Source organism: Microbacterium sp. NPDC057407 (assembly GCF_042803895.1).
GTDB lineage: Bacteria > Actinomycetota > Actinomycetes > Actinomycetales > Microbacteriaceae > Microbacterium.
This window is the reverse complement of record NZ_JBHVCA010000001.1, coordinates 189127-206018: the sequence shown is the minus strand read 5'-3', so window position 1 is coordinate 206018 and position 16892 is coordinate 189127. Positions and strand designations below refer to the sequence as shown.

General features: G+C 72.0%; 16 protein-coding genes. 1 reads left to right on the top strand and 15 read right to left on the bottom strand.

The window, feature by feature from the left end; translation table 11 throughout:
- Window positions 1-75: 75 nt before the first annotated feature.
- A complete protein-coding gene (locus ACFUTX_RS01070; RefSeq protein ID WP_378860354.1) occupies window positions 76-453 on the top strand; it encodes a hypothetical protein in 378 nt (125 codons plus the stop codon).
- Here the strand turns inward: ACFUTX_RS01070 and ACFUTX_RS01065 are convergent.
- The 15 genes from ACFUTX_RS01065 to ACFUTX_RS00995 all read right to left on the bottom strand — a co-directional run bounded on the left by ACFUTX_RS01065 (window position 450) and on the right by ACFUTX_RS00995 (window position 16665).
- Window positions 450-776, bottom strand: coding sequence for an ATP-dependent DNA ligase (locus ACFUTX_RS01065; RefSeq protein ID WP_378860353.1), 327 nt, complete (start codon window positions 774-776; stop codon window positions 450-452). The two genes, ACFUTX_RS01070 and ACFUTX_RS01065, sit on opposite strands and share 4 nt — an antisense overlap.
- An 87-nt stretch (window positions 777-863) precedes the next feature.
- Entirely contained in the window at window positions 864-1289 is a 426-nt protein-coding gene (locus tag ACFUTX_RS01060; protein WP_378860352.1) for a MarR family winged helix-turn-helix transcriptional regulator, read from the bottom strand.
- Window positions 1289-1924, bottom strand: a complete 636-nt coding sequence (locus ACFUTX_RS01055) for an NAD(P)-dependent oxidoreductase (RefSeq protein WP_378860351.1) — start codon at window positions 1922-1924, stop codon at window positions 1289-1291. Before ACFUTX_RS01055 ends, ACFUTX_RS01060 begins: the two co-directional genes overlap by 1 nt.
- Before the next feature lie 137 nt (window positions 1925-2061).
- Entirely contained in the window at window positions 2062-4062 is a 2001-nt protein-coding gene (locus ACFUTX_RS01050; protein ID WP_378860350.1) for an NAD(P)-binding protein, read from the bottom strand.
- A gap of 41 nt (window positions 4063-4103) precedes the next feature.
- Window positions 4104-5264, bottom strand: coding sequence for a cystathionine gamma-synthase (locus tag ACFUTX_RS01045; RefSeq protein WP_378860349.1), 1161 nt, complete (start codon window positions 5262-5264; stop codon window positions 4104-4106).
- Window positions 5261-6259 (bottom strand): PLP-dependent cysteine synthase family protein, encoded by a 999-nt coding sequence (locus tag ACFUTX_RS01040; protein ID WP_378860348.1) that lies wholly within the window; start codon window positions 6257-6259, stop codon window positions 5261-5263. Before ACFUTX_RS01040 ends, ACFUTX_RS01045 begins: the two co-directional genes overlap by 4 nt.
- 261 nt (window positions 6260-6520) lie before the next feature.
- Window positions 6521-7144 carry an alkylhydroperoxidase domain protein gene (locus ACFUTX_RS01035; protein ID WP_378860347.1) on the bottom strand — a complete coding sequence of 208 codons (624 nt, stop codon included), beginning with the start codon at window positions 7142-7144 and terminating at the stop codon, window positions 6521-6523.
- Window positions 7141-7758 carry a CMD domain protein gene (locus ACFUTX_RS01030; protein WP_378860346.1) on the bottom strand — a complete coding sequence of 206 codons (618 nt, stop codon included), beginning with the start codon at window positions 7756-7758 and terminating at the stop codon, window positions 7141-7143. Before ACFUTX_RS01030 ends, ACFUTX_RS01035 begins: the two co-directional genes overlap by 4 nt.
- The gene (locus tag ACFUTX_RS01025; protein WP_378860345.1) at window positions 7755-8816 is read right to left on the bottom strand and encodes a putative FMN-dependent luciferase-like monooxygenase; all 1062 of its coding nucleotides are present in this window, start codon (window positions 8814-8816) and stop codon (window positions 7755-7757) included. Before ACFUTX_RS01025 ends, ACFUTX_RS01030 begins: the two co-directional genes overlap by 4 nt.
- Window positions 8813-10453: a dipeptide ABC transporter ATP-binding protein gene (locus tag ACFUTX_RS01020; protein WP_378860344.1), complete on the bottom strand. Its 1641-nt coding sequence runs from the start codon at window positions 10451-10453 to the stop codon at window positions 8813-8815. The genes ACFUTX_RS01025 and ACFUTX_RS01020 overlap by 4 nt, the downstream gene beginning before the upstream one ends.
- Window positions 10450-11406, bottom strand: a complete 957-nt coding sequence (locus tag ACFUTX_RS01015; RefSeq protein WP_378860343.1) for an ABC transporter permease — start codon at window positions 11404-11406, stop codon at window positions 10450-10452. Before ACFUTX_RS01015 ends, ACFUTX_RS01020 begins: the two co-directional genes overlap by 4 nt.
- Window positions 11403-12383: an ABC transporter permease gene (locus ACFUTX_RS01010; protein ID WP_378860342.1), complete on the bottom strand. Its 981-nt coding sequence runs from the start codon at window positions 12381-12383 to the stop codon at window positions 11403-11405. The genes ACFUTX_RS01015 and ACFUTX_RS01010 overlap by 4 nt, the downstream gene beginning before the upstream one ends.
- Before the next feature lie 18 nt (window positions 12384-12401).
- Entirely contained in the window at window positions 12402-14036 is a 1635-nt protein-coding gene (locus ACFUTX_RS01005; protein ID WP_378860341.1) for a TIGR04028 family ABC transporter substrate-binding protein, read from the bottom strand.
- Window positions 14037-14377: 341 nt separating this feature from the next.
- On the bottom strand, window positions 14378-15811 hold the full coding sequence (locus ACFUTX_RS01000) for an NtaA/DmoA family FMN-dependent monooxygenase (protein ID WP_378860340.1): 1434 nt from the start codon (window positions 15809-15811) through the stop codon (window positions 14378-14380).
- Window positions 15808-16665, bottom strand: a complete 858-nt coding sequence (locus ACFUTX_RS00995; protein ID WP_378860339.1) for a sulfurtransferase — start codon at window positions 16663-16665, stop codon at window positions 15808-15810. The genes ACFUTX_RS01000 and ACFUTX_RS00995 overlap by 4 nt, the downstream gene beginning before the upstream one ends.
- Window positions 16666-16892: the final 227 nt, after the last annotated feature.

Genomic DNA, 16892 nt, shown 5'->3' with positions numbered 1-16892 from the left:
CTGTTCTACCTGTGCCTGCGCTGGTGTCGATCCCCGCGGGCCGAGCACGGTCGGCATCGCCGAAAGGAGAACAGCATGAGCCCGATGAGCGGAGGCGCGAGCGGACCCGCCAGCCAGACGGCACTCGGTCTGCGTTTCGAGTTCTACGACGAAGACGGACGGATGATCGCCACGATCGTCCGCGAAGACATCAAGGGCGCGGCGGTGCCCCGACAGGGCGAGCACATCGGGACGGGCTCGCTGAGCCCGCTGGTCCACGGACTGGTCGGCGAGTCACCCGCGGTCGACCACCTGGAGCACTTCCTCCGCGTGCCCGGCACCCGCGACTGGGCACCGCTGACCATGGTCGTCGCCCGGGTTCGGGCTGTCGAGTCCGCCCAGCTGCGGCAGGCGCAGGAAGCGCTCGACGTCGAGGGGTGGACGGTCTTCCACCACGGCGACGACGCCGCCTAGTCCGCTTCCACGGCTTTCGGCTCGGGCTCCTCAGGGGGCTCGGGCAGGATCGCGAGACCGCCCGGGCCACTGGCAGCCAGCATCAGCTCTTCAATCCACAGCCGATTGATGCGCGGCACGCGGCTGCCGAAGAAGTGGAACTGCAGAGGCACCGACGGGTGGATCCAGAAGCTCCGGCGCCCGCTTCCGTCGCCCACCTCGACGTCGAACATGAACGGCTCGGCACGCCGCAGCTTGTTCATGATCACGATCCGCAGGTGGGCGAGCGTGCGGTCGTCGATGTCCACGGCGTTCGCCGCGGTGTCGTAGATGAACCTCCCCATGCGAGGAGCATACGACCTCCGGCGGACTCTCCGACGAGATGTCCCTTCCAGCGGCCATGAGCGCGGGCGCGCGCGAACCGGAACGCGTTACCGAAGTCTCTTCAGGAGGTGCGCGAGCGTCTGAAGCTCGCCGTCGTCGAGGTCGTCGAAGCGCCATCGCGACCTGTCGACGGCGGCCTGCTCGAACTGTGAGATCGATGAGGCGGCGGCATCCGTCAGCACCACGAAGGTCGAGCGGGCGTCGTCGGGATTCTCGCGGCGTTCCACCAGGCCTCGGGAACGCAGGGTGTCGACGAGCTGGGTCACCGCCGCCGGCGTCACGCCGAGCAGCCGTGCCAACTCGCCGACGGTCGCCCGGTGCACCTGGTGGGCCAGCACGAACAGCGCGTGCATCTGCGTGGGTGTGATCGTCAGCTCGCCGAACGGATGCTGCCGCTCGGCCGCCAGCGGACGGCCGGCCGTGATGATCGACTCGAGCGCCGCGCCGATCAGCGCGTCACGCCTGTCGTCCATCAATCGCTCACGAACGGCATGCGTCCGACGAAGGTGCGGTCATCGACCTGGGTCAGCAGGAAGTCCGCGAGGTCGTCGCGGCTGATCTGCGTACTGGCGTTCACCCCGACCCAACCCACGCGGTAGGTGCCCTTGCCCGGCTTCTCGGTCAGGCGCGGCCCGCGAACCACCGTCCAGTCGAGTCCGGACGCCTCGAGCACGGCGAGATGGCCTTCGGCGTCGGCCAGCACCTGGCCCGCCAGCGTCTTGAGCAGGAAGCGGATGACCCTGTCGGCGGGTCCGGGCTTGTCGTAGCCCTCGGCCGGGAGTCCTCCCCCTGACAGGCTCACGATCCGCGTGACGCCCTGCGCCTTCATGGCCTCGACGATCGTGCGCGTGCCGTCGGTCTGCAGCGTGGGGGGTGAGCCCTTGACCTGACCGAAGACGCTGACGACGGCATCCGCCCCCTTCACCGTCTCGGCCACGGCGGCGGGGTCGGTCACGTCGCCCGTGACGACGGTGAGCCGATCGGACCGGGCGGCGAGCTTGGCGGGGTCGCGGACGAGGGCGCGCACCGTGTGGCCGGCCGCGAGTGCCCGCTCGAGCACCCGTCGCCCCGTCTTCCCGGTGGCGCCGAAGAGGGCAATGGTGGTCATGCCGACAGTTTAGGACCTAAACGATGCCCCCGGCGCGGGCGAGCACAGGCAGATCGCCCGAAGCAGGACGACCGCGTGTCGATCACCCTGTCGTCGCCGAATCTCCTGCCCTCGGGTCGCGGGAGAGCGCGCCCGCATCAGCCGCGGAGCGTGACCAGGCCGGCGACGTCGTAGGCGAGTTCGACGGCCTCGAAGATCGCGGCATCGATCGTGCGGGGCGCATAGGCGTCGCCGATGACGACGACTCGAGGCGCGACGCCGTCGCCGTCCGCGAACGCGACCGACGCCCGGGGCTCGATGGCCACCACCGCGTCGACGCGCGGCAGAGTGGCGCGCTCGCCGGTCAGCCCGTCCACCACCCCGACCTCGCCGCGCGTGACCGACGAGACGAGCGAAGACGTCCGCCGCCGGAACCCCTCGTGCGCGCCCAGCCGCTCGAGCAGCAGCGGCCGGTCGTATCCGGCACCGACGTGGGGGAACACGGTCTCGAACGGTGTCACGAGCTCGACCTCGTCGACCGACTGCAGCAGGGTGAGGACGACTCCCGACGCGTACGCCGTGCCGTCGGCATCCACCACGGCGATCCGCCGGCCGAGACGCTCCGGCTGGGTCAGCGCGGCGAAGGCGTCGATCGTGCCGCGCTCGGGGAACCCGCCCGCATATGCGCCGCCCAGCGCCAGCGAAGTCGTCGTGGGAGCGACCGCTCCGGTCGCGATGACGACCCCGTCCGCCTGCTCGCCGCTCACGAGGTCGGCCGTCGCCGCCACCCCGAGGCGCACGTCGACCCCCGTGTCGGCCAGGTCGCGGATCAGGTCGTCCACCAGCAGGCCGACGCTCTCGCGACCGGGCACGCGCCGCGCGTAGCGCAGCTGACCGCCGAGTTCGCTCGCCTGCTCCAGCAGCGTCACGCGATGGCCGTCCGAGGCGAGCTCGACCGCTGCGCGCATCCCGGCGGGCCCTCCCCCGACCACCACCCACCGCTGCGCCGACGCTGCCCGCGGCCGCTCGCCGCGCTCCTGCTCGCGGCCGGCGAGCGGGTTCACCGTGCACGACATGGGGAGCCCGCGGCTGCCCCGGCCGAGGCATCCCTGATTCAGGCGGATGCAATGACGGATGCCTCGCCCCGGCCCCGACGCCTCACCGATGAGCTTCAGCCCGAGGTCGGGATCGGCGATCTGGGCGCGCGTGAGGGCGACCATGTCGGCGATGCCCGAGGCCACGACCTCTTCCGCCTCCTCGACCGAGCGCGCCGCGCCGACCCCGAACACGGCGATGTCGGGGTTGGCGGCCTTGACGGCCGCGACGTCGTCGCGCAGCCAGGCGTACGGCATGGGCGACGACGGGAAGACGTAGTGCACGTTGTGGTAACCGCCCGCGGCGAGGTCGAGGAAGTCGATCCGCGCCTCGGCCCGCAGCCGCGCGATGATCTCGCGCATCGCCGCGCCGTCCAAGCCGTTCGGGTGGAACTCGTTCGCCACGATGCGGATGCCGACCGGATAGTCGTCGCCGACCCGCTCGCGCACGGCGCGCAGCACCTCGCGCGCGAAGCGGGTGCGTCCGTCGAGGTCGCCGCCGTACCCGTCGGTGCGGGCGTTGTAGAGCGGCGAGAGGAACTGGTGCAGCAGGTAGCCGTGCGCCATATGGATCTCGACGCCGTCGAAGCCGCCCTTCTGGGCGTACTGCGCCGAGAGGGCCCAGCCGTCGACCACCGAGCGGATGTCGGCCTCGTCCATCTCGCGGGTCGCGTGCGCGGTCGAGGGCGACAGTATGCGCGACGGGGCATACACCGTCCCGGGACCCGTCGGGCGGTCGGCCTGCGCCTGCGCTCCGTGGTGGTTGAGCTGCACGAACACGCGGGCGCCGGCATCCCGGATCGCATCGGTCATGGCGCGGCTCGCGGGCACCGACTCGGGACGGAACGCGTCCTGAAAGCCGCGGATCGAGCCGGAGGGGTGCACGAAGTGGTTGCCTGCGATGAACAGCCCGCACCCGCCGCGGGCCCGGCGGACGAAGTAGGCGGTTTCGCGGTCGGACTCGACGCGGTCGGAGTACTGCTTCGAGTGCGCCGTCTGCATGATGCGGCTCGGCACCTCGACCGAGCCGATGCGCAGGGGCCGAGACAGCAGGGACGCACTCATGCCCCGAGCCTACGGCCCTGGGCGGCTCGCGCTCGTGCGGGTCAGACCCGCGCGAGAGCGCGGTCGAGGTCGGCGATGAGGTCGTCGACCGACTCGATGCCGACCGACAGGCGCACGAGGTTCTCGGGCACGGCGAGGTCGGTGCCCCGCACCGAGGCGTGGGTCATCGCGTCGGGGTAGTTCATGAGCGACTCGACGCCCCCGAGCGACTCCGCCAGCTGGAACAGCCGCGTCGACTCCGCGAGACGACGAGCGGATGCCGCGTCGGCCAGCTCCGCCGACACGATGCCGCCGAACCCGGTCATCTGCCGGGCCGCGAGCTCGTGGCCGGGGTGCGTCGGCAGGCCCGGGTAGTGCACCTGCGTGATCTTCGCGTGGCCGGCGAGGAACTCGGCCACCGCCTGGGCGTTCTCGCTGTGCCGCTGCATCCGCAGTCCGAGCGTCTTGATGCCGCGGGTGGTCAGCCACGCGTCGAGGGGACCCGACACCGCACCGGCCGCGAACTGCAGGAACTTCGCCTGCTCGTACACCGCGGCGTCGTTGATCACGAGCGCACCGCCCACGACGTCGGAGTGACCGCCGAGGTACTTCGTGGTGGAGTGCACCACGACGTCGGCGCCCAGGGCGAGCGGCTGCTGGAGGGCGGGCGAGGCGAAGGTGTTGTCGACGACGACGAGCGCGCCGACGTCGTGGCCGAGCTTCGCCAGGCCCGCGATGTCGGTGATGTGCAGCAGCGGGTTGCTGGGGGTCTCGACCCATACGATCCGCGCGGGGCGCTCGCGCAGAGCCGCATCGACGGCGCCGAGGTCGCGCATGTCGACGACCCGCAACCCCACACCCCACGGTCCGAGGATGCGGGCGATGAGCCGGTACGTGCCGCCGTAGACGTCCCCGGCGAGGAGCACCTCGTCGCCCGGCTTCAGCACCGCCCGCAGCAGCGCGTCCTCCGCCGCCAGACCCGACGCGAACGACAGCCCGTAGGCGCCGCCCTCGAGCGCCGCGAGCTGCACCTCGAGCGCCGTGCGCGTCGGGTTGCCGCTGCGGCCGTACTCGTAGCCTTCGCGCAGTCCGCCGATGCCGTCCTGGGCATACGTCGTCGAGAAGTGGACCGGAGGGATGACGGCGCCCGTGGTGGGGTCGAACGCCTGCCCGGCGTGAACCGCCCGGGTCTCGAAGCCGCGGAGGTCGGGGGAGTCGCTCATGCGTGGGGTCCTTCGGGGAGGGAGGAGAGGTCGGGGACGTCGACGGCGAATCCGCGTTCGCGCATCCAGTCGTCGTCGTAGATCTTGCTGAGGTAGCCGCGGCCGTGGTCGGGCAGCAGCACCACCACGACGGCGTCGGCGGGGAGATCGCGGGCCACCCGGAGTGCGCCGACCACGGCCATGCCGCTCGACCCGCCGACGAGCAGACCCTCTTCGCGAGCGAGGCGCCGCGTCATGGCGAAGGCCTCGGCATCCGTCACCCGCTCGTATGCGTGCACCACGGACGGGTCGTAGGTCTCGGGCCAGAAGTCCTCGCCGACGCCCTCGACGAGGTACCCGTGCACCGGTCCGCCCGAGTAGATCGAGCCCTCGGGGTCGACGCCCACGACGCGCACGGCGTCGTTCGACGCCTCCCGCAGGAAGCGTCCGGTGCCCGAGATCGTGCCGCCGGTGCCGATGCCGGCGACGAAGTGGGTCACCCGGCCGTCGGTGTCACGCCAGATCTCGGGGCCCGTGGTCTCGTAGTGCCCGCGCGGGCCGTTCTGGTTCGCGAACTGGTTCGGCTTGAAGGCACCGGGGATCTCGCGGGCCAGCCGGTCCGAGACGCTGTAGTACGAGCGCGGATCCTCGGGCGGCACGCTGGTGTCGGTCATCACGACCTCGGCGCCGTAGGCCTTCAGCACGGCGACCTTCTCGCCGGCGAACTTGTCGGGCACGACGAAGATCATGCGGTAGCCGCGCTGGAGGGCGACGAGCGCGAGCCCCACGCCGGTGTTGCCGCTCGTCGGCTCGACGATCGTGCCGCCGGGCTTCAGGAGCCCGTCGCGCTCGGCCGCGTCGATGATGTTGCGGGCGATGCGGTCCTTCGCGGAACTGCCGGGGTTGAAGTACTCGACCTTGGCGAGCACGGTCGCGGCGATGCCGTCGGTGACTCGGGTGAGCTGGACGAGAGGGGTGTTGCCGACGAGGTCGGCCACGCTTTTGGCGTAACGCACGGATGTGTCCTCGGTGTCGCCGCGCGGGTGCGCGCGGGGTTGCTGTCGGGGTCGCGGAAGCGTGCCGGAGGCACTCAGCGACAACAGCGACAGGTCAACACATCCGAAAGTCTACAAGGACGGCTCCGTGTGTTTCGTCCCGCTTCAGCGAGTTCGGGGCGTCGGATTGGCACGCCGCGCCGGGGTTACCGGCGCGGCGCGCGCGATCGACGCCCCGAAACCGATCAGGAGAGGGGAAACGGATGCCTCGTCAGGGCGTGCTCACGAGGCATCCGGCGGCGCGACCGCCCGGCCGAGCGACAGCATGAGCCGGTTCGCCCAGTTGAAGAACGCGGCGCCGTGGATGACGTCCGAGATCTCGAGGTCGTCGAGCCCCGCGGCGCGCAGGCGCTCCACGTGCACGACGTCGAAAGCGATCGGCGTGGCCGTCAGGGCCGCCGCGGCGGCGACGATGGCGTTCCACCGCTCCCCCAGGTCGGCCGAGATGCCCTCGTCGAGCAGCCGGTCGACGAGGTCCGCGCGCTTCGAGTAGTGGGCGGCGAACCGCGCGTGCACCGAGGCGCAGAAGACGCACCCGTTGACGCGGGATGCCGCGGCTGCGGCCAGCTCGCGCTCGGCCCGGGGAAGCCCTTCGGCGACGTTGTAGAAGATGTCCTTGTCGACGAGCGTGCGCGCGCGGAGGATCTCGGGATCCCGCACGAGCAGCCGGAAGTAGTCGTTCGCGGCGCGCGGCCGGTCGACGAGACCGTCGTAGTGCCGCTCGGTCAGCTCGTCCTCCGGGAACGGCTCCAGCCACGGCAGCCATCCGACCTCGGCGCGCGTGAAGGCGTGCGGATGCGGTGCGTCGTGGACGAGCGTGCGGACGTCGGTCGTCGTGCCGGTCATGCGGGGACCTCCTCGGTGGGGGCGGGCGCCGCCTGTGCCAGGACGCGCAGGCCCGCGGCCACGCGCTGCTGGAAGGCGAGGAACGAGATGAGCTGCGACAGGGTGACGATGCCGTCGACGCTCCATCCCGCCTCCAGCAGCCGGTCGAGGGCCGCCGAGCCCGCCTCGCGCGGCCGGGCGGTGAGAAGGTGGGCGTGGGCGATGGCGGCGGCCAGTCGCTCGCCGAGTGTCTCGCGCACCGCCGTCGGCGGCTCGTAGCGGCGGCCGTCGCTGTTCTCGTCCTGGAGTCCCGCTTCGACGTACGTGCCGAAGGGGCCGGCGGTGGCGGCGGCGGATGCCTCGGCCAGCACGGTCTCCGCCCGTGCGGCGTCTGCCTCGCGCGCGAGACCGGCGTAGTACGCCGCCGTCGCGTCGTCGGCCGTGACCCGGGTCGCGAACGCGGCGACGAGCGTGCGCTCGGCGACCGGGAACTCCGAGTCGTCCACCGGCGCGAAGAGGGCGTCGTAGCTCGCCTGGAGCTGATCGCGCGTCACCGGGCGGCGGCGCCGCAGCTCGTCGATCGCTCCGGCCGGCCGCACATCGGCGAGCCGGTCGAGGGTGTCTGGGGAGGTCATGCGTGGTCCTTTCCGAGGCGGCTGAGCGTGTCGAGAGAAGCGGGGTGGTCGGGGGTGGTGTCGCGGGTCGCCCAGCCGAGCGCCGGTGCGACCTCGGTGGCGAACAGCTCGATCGAGCGGAGCACCCAGTCGTGGGGAGCATCGACCGAGTGCACCTGGAAGGCGACCTCGGTGGCGCGCTCGAGCGTGGTGTCTGCGGCCAGCGAGGCCGCGACCTCCTCCGGCGTGCCGAGGTGCGTGTCGAGCGCGACGATCAGCTCGTCGAGCGTCTCGCCGGGGATCGTCTGCCCCGCGCGTCGGAAGCCGTCGACGGCCCGACGCAGTCCGACCTCGGCGAAGCGAAGGGCGTCGGCGCGGTCGTCGGCCACGAAGACGGTGCGGGATGCCGTCACGCGCGGCTGCACGCCGTCGGCGAGCGCGTCGAGGTAGGCGTCCACGATCGGCTCCTGCAGCCGGGCGAGCGAGGCGTTGAGGGCGTCGGCCGGGCGCGGCTGCGTGCGGGAGAGCAGCAGACCATGACCGTGCACGCCGGCACGGGTGCCACCCGGCACCGAGAACGTGGCCTGCCAGATGCGGTCGGCGAGGGACGAGGCATCCGGATACAGCGTGTTGCCCCCGCCGATCTCGTTCCCGCGGAGGGCGTCGAGCAGAAGAGCCAGCTTGCGGTCGTACACCGGGGCCTTGCCGGCGGCGTCCTGACCGAACGGCACGAACGACGACGGCGTCCCGCCGCTGCCGAGCCCCAGGTCGATGCGCCCGCCCGAGAGCAGGTCGGCGACCGCGGCGTCCTCGGCGACCCGCACCGGATCTTCGAGGGGCAGCGTCACGACGCCCGTGCCCAGCCGGATCTCGCTGGTCGCCGCGGCCGCGTGCGCGAGGAACACGAAGGGCGCGGGGAGTCCGCCCTCGGCCGCGCGGAAGTGGTGCTGCGCGACCCACGCGCGCTCGATGCCGAAGCGCTCGGCGTGACGGATCTGGTCGGTGGCCAGGCGATACCGCTCCGGGGCGGGCGCGTCGTCGAGCAGGCGGGTGAAGAAGGCGAGTGTCGGCGCGGTCATGCCGCGACCTCCGATCGTCCGGGCACGGCTGCGAGCAGCTCGCGCGTGTAGTCGTGCGAGGGGCTGGTGAAGATCCGCTCGGTCGTCCCGGCCTCGACGACGCGGCCGCGGCGCATGACCGAGACCGTGTGGCTGAGGCGGCGGACGACGGCGAGGTCGTGCGAGATGAACAGGTACGTGAGGCCCAGCTCCTGCTGCAGCGACTCGAGCAGCTCGAGGATGCGCGCCTGCACGGTGACGTCGAGCGCCGACACGGCCTCGTCGAGCACCACGACCGCGGGATCGATGGCGAGGGCGCGGGCGATCGCGACCCGTTGCCGCTGCCCGCCCGAGAGCTCACGGGGCGACCGGGTGAGCACGTCGGCGGGCAACGCGACACGATCGACCAGTTCGGCCGCACGGGCGCGGCGGCTGGCCCGGGTGCCTTCGCCGAAGTTGTGGAGGGGCTCGGCGACGATCTGGCCGACGCTCTGCCGGGGATCGAGCGACGAGAACGGGTTCTGGTAGACGAGCTGGATGCGCCGCCTCAGCTGCCGCAGCGCCCTCCCGCGCAGTCCGGCGATGTCGGCCCCGTCCAGCTCGATGCGGCCGGCGTCGGGGTGCAGGAAGCGCGTCACGAGGCGCGCGGTCGTGGTCTTGCCCGAGCCCGACTCTCCGACGAGAGCGTGCGTCGTTCCCCGGCGGACCTGGAACGACACGTCGTCGACGGCCCGGAACGGCTCGGCGCCGCGCACCGCGAACTCTTTCACGAGGCCTTCGGCGGTGATGGCGTACGGGTTCTCGCCGGCGGCGGCTCCGGCATCCCGCAGGAACAGGGGCGGCTGCGGACGACGGAACTCCCCTGCGGCGAGCGCCGGCGCATCGGCGAGGAGCTGACGCGTGTAGGCATCGGACGGGGCGGACAGGATGCCGCTGCTCGGCCCCTGTTCGACGACCTCGCCGTTCTTGAGCACGACGATGCGCTGCGCGCGGTCAGCGGCGACCCCGAGGTCGTGGGTGACGAGCAGCACGGAGGTGCCCTCTTCGCGGCGCAGGTCGTCGATGAGGTCGAGGATGCGGCGCTGCACGGTGGCGTCGAGGGCGCTCGTCGGCTCGTCGGCGATGATGAGGCGGGGTCGGAGGGCGATCGCGATGGCGATGAGCACGCGCTGCCGCATCCCGCCGGACAGTTCGTGGGGGTACTGGCGCGCCCGAAGCTCGGGATCGTCGAGGCCCACGCGGGTCAGCAGCTCGATCACCCGGGATCGCACCTCGGTACGGTCCCCGGCCCGGCCGCGGCGGTGGAGGCGCAGGATCTCGCCCACCTGCACCCCGATCGGGCGCACAGGGTCGAGCGAAGCGACCGGATCCTGCGGCACGAGCCCGACCTGCACCCCGCGGACGCTCTGGAGGCGCTTCGACGACCAGCCCGAGATGTCGACGCCGCCGAGTGCGATGGTGCCGGCATCCACCCGTCCGCCCTCGGTGAGCAGTCCGAGCACGGCGTGCGCGGTGGTCGACTTGCCCGAGCCGGACTCGCCGACGAGCGCGACGACCTCGCCCTCGGCGACCTCGAACCCGACGCCGTGGACGACCTCGCGGCGTCCCGCGCGGCCGGTGTACGACACCCGCAAGCCGTCGATGCTGAGCACGCTCATCGGTGCCCCCTTCCGATGGACTGGCTGATGCGGTTGGCGCTCAGCACGACGATCACGACGACGAGACCCGGCAGGGTGGTGAGCCACCAGGCGGTGGCGACGTAGTTGCGGCCCTCCGCGATGAGCAGCCCCCATTCGGGCGTGGGCGGCGGCGCGCCGTAGCCGAGGAAGCCGAGCGTGGAGATCGCCAGGATCGCGGCGCCGAACTGCAGGGCCGCGAGCCCGACCACAGCCGTGAGCGAGTTCGGCAGCACGTGGCGGGCCAGCACCGAGACGAAGGTGCCGCCGCTGCCGAAGGCCGCCTCGACGAAGTCGCTGCGTCGCACACGGACGACCTCCGATCGCGCGAGGCGTGCGAAGGACGCGACGCTGCCCACGCCGACGGCGATGGCCGCGTTCACCGTGCCGAAGCCCAGCAGGATGATGATCGACAGCGACAGCAGCAGACCCGGGATCGACAGCAGCACATCGACGACGCGCATCAGGATGTCGTCGAGCACACCTCCGACGGAACCGGCGATCACCCCGATGACGGTGCCCGCGGCGAGCCCCACGGTCACGGCGATGAGGGCGCCCGACAGGGAGTGGATCGCGCCGTAGACGACCCGTGAGAACAGGTCGCGGCCGATCGCGTCGGTGCCGAACCAGTGCGCGGCGCTCGGCGGCAGCAGCTTGTCGGCCGGGACGCCCTCGATCGGATTCTGGCTGGTGAACAGGCCGGGAGCCACCGCCCACAGCACCGCGACCACCACGACGGCGACGGCGAGCACGAGGGTCCACGACGGGCGGCGGCCGAGCGCGAAGAGGCGCGCGGCCGAGGATCGGCGCCCCGGCTGCCCGAGCGGGGCGCCGGCGTCGCGGGCGAGGGGGTCGACGACGGTTCCGGATGCCTCGTCCTGCGCGGTGCGGCGGGCCGCGGCATCCTGTTCCGGTGTCGTGATCGGCGCGCTCATGCCGGAACCTCCAGAGGGGCGGCGGGGGATGCCTCGACCCCGCGGCGGCGCGAGCTCTCGCGCAGTCGCGGATCGAGCACCGGGTACAGCAGGTCGACCGCGAGGTTCACGACCACGAACGTGAACGCGGCGAGCACGACGATGCCCTGGAGCACCGGGATGTCCTGGTTCGCTACCGCCTGCTCGGTCACGCGCCCGATGCCGGTGCGGCCGAATACCGTCTCGGTGACGACGGCTCCCCCGATGAGCTCTCCGAACAGCACACCGGCGATCGTGAGCGCCGGGAGGATCGCATTGCGGGCCACCGAGCGCCACAGCACCCACGACGGCGACGCGCCCTTGGCGCGCACCACCGTCACGAACGACTGCAGCTGCACGTCGTCGATGCTGCGCACCAGGATCTGCGCGAGCGGCGCCGAGATCGGCACGGCCAGCGTGATCACCGGCAGCACCAGGCCCGCGACGGGATCGGCTCCGACGATCGGCACCCACCCGAGACCGAACGAGAACACCTGGATGAGCAGGATGCCGAGCCAGAACACCGGGATCGACACGAACACCCCCGGAAGCGAGCGCAGCCCGCTCCGCAGCCACGCGAACGGGGTCAGCGTGGAGAGGAAGGCGATGGCGGCGGCGATCACCACCGCGAGCAGGAAGCCGAGAGCTGCGAGCGCCGCCGTGGCGGGCAACGCCTCGCCGATCAGCACGAGGACGGGGGTGCCGAACTGGGTCGAGTAGCCGAAATCGCCCTGGACGTATCCGGTGAGCGTCGCCCAGTACTGCTCCCACCACGACGAGTCGGCGCCGTACGCGATGCGGATCTGCTCGACCTGCTCCGCGGTCAGCCCGAGCGACGGGTCGTCGTACTTGATGAGGATGGCGTCCCCCGGCAGCAGCTGCAGGAGGATGAAGGTGGCCGTGAAGGCCGCGATCAGAACGATCGCGGCCTGCCCGGCGCGTCTCAGCGCGTAGCGCATGCTCTCGGCTCCCGATGCCTACTGGTTGTCGAGCCAGACGTCGTAGAACAGCGGCCGGCCGACCGACTCGTACTCGACGCCCTGCACATACGGCGCCGTGCCGTACACCTGCGGCTCCTCGAACAGCGGGATCACGTACGCCTGCTCGGCGAGGTAGTCCTGCACCGCCTGCGAGGCCGCGATGCGCTCGTCGGGGTCGGGCGTCGACGCGACGGCCTCGAGCAGCCGGTCGAGCTCGGCGTCGTCCGAGAGCAGCACGTTGCGGTTCTTCGTGTAGTACTGGCTCTTGATGACGTCGAGGTCGGCGCGTCCGACCATCGAGTGGTACAGCGGGGTCTTCAGCGGGTCGGTGATGTCCTCGGCGTACGTTCCCGCGTCGGCCGCCTTGACGTTCAGCTCGACGCCGATCTCCTTCAGCTGCTGGGCGATGAGCTCGAGCGTCTGCTTCGACAGCGGCTGCGGGGCCGCCTCGTAGACGGTCAGCGAGAGACGCTCGCCGTCCTTCTCGCGGATGCCGTCATCGCCGACGGTCCAGCCGGCCTCGTCGAGCAGCTCCGCCGACTTCTCGGGGTCGTAGGCGTAGAACTCGGACTCGTCCTTGTAGCCGACGGCCGACGAGCTGAGCGCCGACGTGGCGACCGGGTAGTTGTCGGTGAAGATCGTGTCGACGACCTCCTGCGCGTTCACGCCGGCGACCAGCGCCTGGCGCACGCGGAGGTCGCTGAGCAGCGGGTTCGTGAACCGCAGGCTGAGCCCGTTGTTCACGCCGCGGGTCTGCGGCGCGTGCAGCTCGAACCCGGCCGCGGCGACGCGCTCCTCGTCGAAGGCCTGGACGTAGCGGATGTAGTCCGCCTGTCCGGCGAGCAGCGAGCCGATGCGGACGCTGTCCTCGGGCGTGACGATGAGGTGGATCTCGTCGAGGTAGGCGCGGCCCTGGTGGTCGAAGCTCGGCGGAGCCCAGTCGTAGTCCTCGCGCGCCTCGAGGGTCAGCTCGGTGCCGAGCTTCTCGTCGGTGATGACGAACGGACCCGAGCCGACGATGTCGGTGGCGTTGCCCGCTCCGAACTCCTCGAGGGTGAGGTCGAGCGTGTCGGGCGACAGCAGGCCGGAGTTGATCGTCGACGTCGCCTGGAGGAAGCCGGGCGCCGGGGCGGCGAAGCGGAAGGTGACGGTGTCTTCGTCGACGACTTCGCTCGATTCGTAGTTGTTGATCGCCTCGGAGATCGTCAGGCCGAGCTCTTCGTTGCCGAGCCCGTAGGTGTCGAAGTTCTTGGCGACGGCGGCGGCGTCGAGCGGTGTCCCGTCCGAGAAGGTGACGCCGTCGCGAAGGTCAAAGGTGTACTCCGTCGCGTCGTCGTTCACCGTCCACTCGGTCGCGATCCACGGCTCGATCTCGAGGGTCTCGGGGTTCTGCCACGTGAGGCGCGCCGCGATGTTGTTCACGAGACCGCCGTTGGGGTAGAATCCCGCCTGCGGCGGATAGAGGTTCGTATAGGTCTGGTGCTCGAGGTAGGTGAGCGTGCCTCCGGTGACGGGGTCGCCGGCGGCCGCCTGCGGGTCGCTCTGGGCTGCGCCGGAAGCGCACGCCGTGAGCGATGCCGCGACGGCGACCGCGACGACGCCCGAGAGGACGCGTGCTGCGGAACGTGACATGTGTGTCTCCTGGTTTCGGGTCCCGCCGGGGCGGCGGTGAAAGGTGCTGGCAACGCTATGGACCGGGCGGCATGCGCCGCGCGGAGAACCGTCACCCCCCGTCACGCGGTGCACCGGGGCGTCACACGACTTCACGCGGCGTAACAGTCGCGCGCGCGGCATCGGTTCCCGCTATCCCGCGACGACGGATGCCGCCAGCCGAGCCTCGTTCGTTCGTCCGGGGCGCGATCCCGACACGACACACCGGCGCACCCGGCGCGCCGTGCCTCTCCCGCGCCCCAAACTCGGGGGCGCGGCCACACCCCGGCCCCGGCCGAAGGCGTAGCCGACGAAACGCGGACCTAGCCGACGGGCACGCGGGCCCGGCGCGGAGCCCCGACGCCGAGGCGGTCTCGCAGCGTGGCGCCGTCGCGGCCGACGAGGCCGCGGCGGCGCAGCTCCGGCACGGCGAGCTGCGTGAAGGCCTCGAACTGCGCCGGCTGGAACGCCGACAGCACGTTGAAGCCGTCCGCCGCACCGGCATCGCGCCAGTGCTCGAAGTGGTCGGCGATGGCGCCGCCCGCGCCCACGACGAACGCCGCCGGCACGGCATGCGCGGCGATCAGGTGCCGCCACGTCACGGCCCGCTCGCCGCCGAGCGTGCGTCCGGTGCGTTCGCGCACGAGACGCAGCGTGCGCTCCGCCGGCTCCGCGAACCGCGCGGCGACGCCGGCCGGCACGCCGTCGTCCACCGACGCCCGCCGCACCGGGTCGTCGGCCGCGATCTCGGCCGCGTCGAGGAAGGCGCCCAGCGACCGGTTCACCGGGAACGCCGTGCGCCCGCCGTGAGGTCCCCCGTCGTCGATGGGCACGAGCAGCAGCAGGCGATCGACGATCTCGCGGGCTGCGGCATCCGTCTCCGCCGCCATCGGCAGCACGGGAACGATCACCTTCAGCGCGCCCGGATCGCGACCGGATGCCTCGGCCAGATCACGCAGCACAGCGCGGGCCTCGACTGCCGACGCCAGGTCGGGGGCGGCGATGAGCGCGAGATCGGCCTCGGTCGCGGCGAGCGCCCGGGAGCGCGACGACGTCCCGGCGTGCACGATCGGCAGATGCCCCTGCGGGGGCCGCGCCACGTTCAGCGGCCCCTCGACGCGGACGTGCTCGCCCGCGAACGCCGCCGGCCGAAGGCCGTCAGGATCGATGAGGACGCCGGCCGAGGCATCCGCGATCCAGGCGTCGTCGTCCCAGGACTCCCAGAGCAGCCGCAGGGCCCGCACGAACTCCTCGGCGCGGTCGTAACGGTCGGCGTTGTCGGCGTGCACGTCACGACCGTGGTTCGCCGCCGCCCGCGGCTCGGCGCCGGTCACGAGGTTGATGCCGGCGCGGCCCCCGGTGAGGACGTCGAGGGATGCCGCGGCCCGCGCGGTCGCGTACGGGTCGGCGTAGGTGGTGTTCACGGTCGCGATGAGGCCGATGCGCTCGGTGATCCCCGCCAGGTACAGCACGGCGCTCATCGGGTCGATGCGAGCCAAGAGGTACGGGTCGCGGAACTCCAGGTCGGGTCCGGTCGCGAGCCAGTCGCCGAAGAACAGGTAGTCGAGACCGGCTTCCTCCCCCAGCCGCGCGACGCGTCGGAGGATCGCCGCGTCGGCCTGTGGGTCGGAGTGCGCGCCCGGATGCCTCCACCCCGACGGGTACGCGCCGAGCGTGCGCACCATCGCGCCGACGATGAGCGGCTCGGTGGTGGGCGTGCCCGCCGCGGACCCGCCGTGGGCCGAGGCGCCGGTCACAGCCGACTCACCTCCGCAGCAGGCGTCTGCCCCACGGCGACCAGCCGACCGCGCGCGTGCGACCACTGACTCCACGAGCCGGGGTAGACGGTCACGTCGATCCCCGCGATCGCGCCCGCCAGGGCTGTGTGGGTGGCGGCGACGCCCGAGCCGCAGTAGGCGGCCACAGCGGAACTGTCGGTGATCCCGGCTGCGGCGAACCGAGCCCGGATCTCGTCGGGCGACCGGAACTTCCCGGCTACGACGTGCGCGGTCGTCGGCAGGTTGACGGCACCGGGGATGTGCCCCGCGACCGGATCGATGGGCTCGACCTCGCCGCGGTAGCGTTCGGGCGCCCGCACGTCGAGCAGCACGCCCTTCCACGGCCAGTCCTCGACCTCGTCGATGTCGGTCACGTCCTCGTCGATGTCGCCCAGCACGACGTTCCCCCGCGGCGGCAGCACATCGCCGGTGTCGAGCGGAAGCTGCGCCGCGACCCACGCCCGCAGACCGCCGTCGAGCACCCGGACATCGGTCAGCCCCGAGCGGGTCAGCGTCCACCACGCCCGCGCGGCCGCCACCGACTGCACGTCGTCATAGGCCACGACGGTGTCGCCGTCGTCGATGCCCCACCGTCGCGCGGCGTCCTGCAGCTGTTCACGGGCGGGAAGCGGATGCCTCCCCCGCCGGGGGTCGTCACGTCGCGCGAGCTCGTTGTCGAGGTCGACGTAGACGGCCCCCGGGAGGTGTCCGTCGAGGTACGCGGGCCGCCCCTCGGGCACGTCCAATCGCCACCGCACGTCGAGCAGACGCACGTTGCTGCGCTCGCGGAGGAGGTTCGCGAGCTCGGACGCGGAGATCAGCGGCGAAGGCATGACCCCATGCTCACCCGCGCCCCCGGTGCGGCGAAACGACCCGATGACACACTGCGCGACGCGACGTCACACGGCGAAACACGTCGGCCCGCGCTCCTCGGGTGGCAGGGCATGCCGGGCGCGGAAGCGGCTTCGGCACGGTCGGCGTGAAACGGGCGGGGGATTCTGGCGTCCGGGTCGCCGTGCGAGGGTCCACCGGAGAGAATCTCCCCGCCGTTTCACCGCGA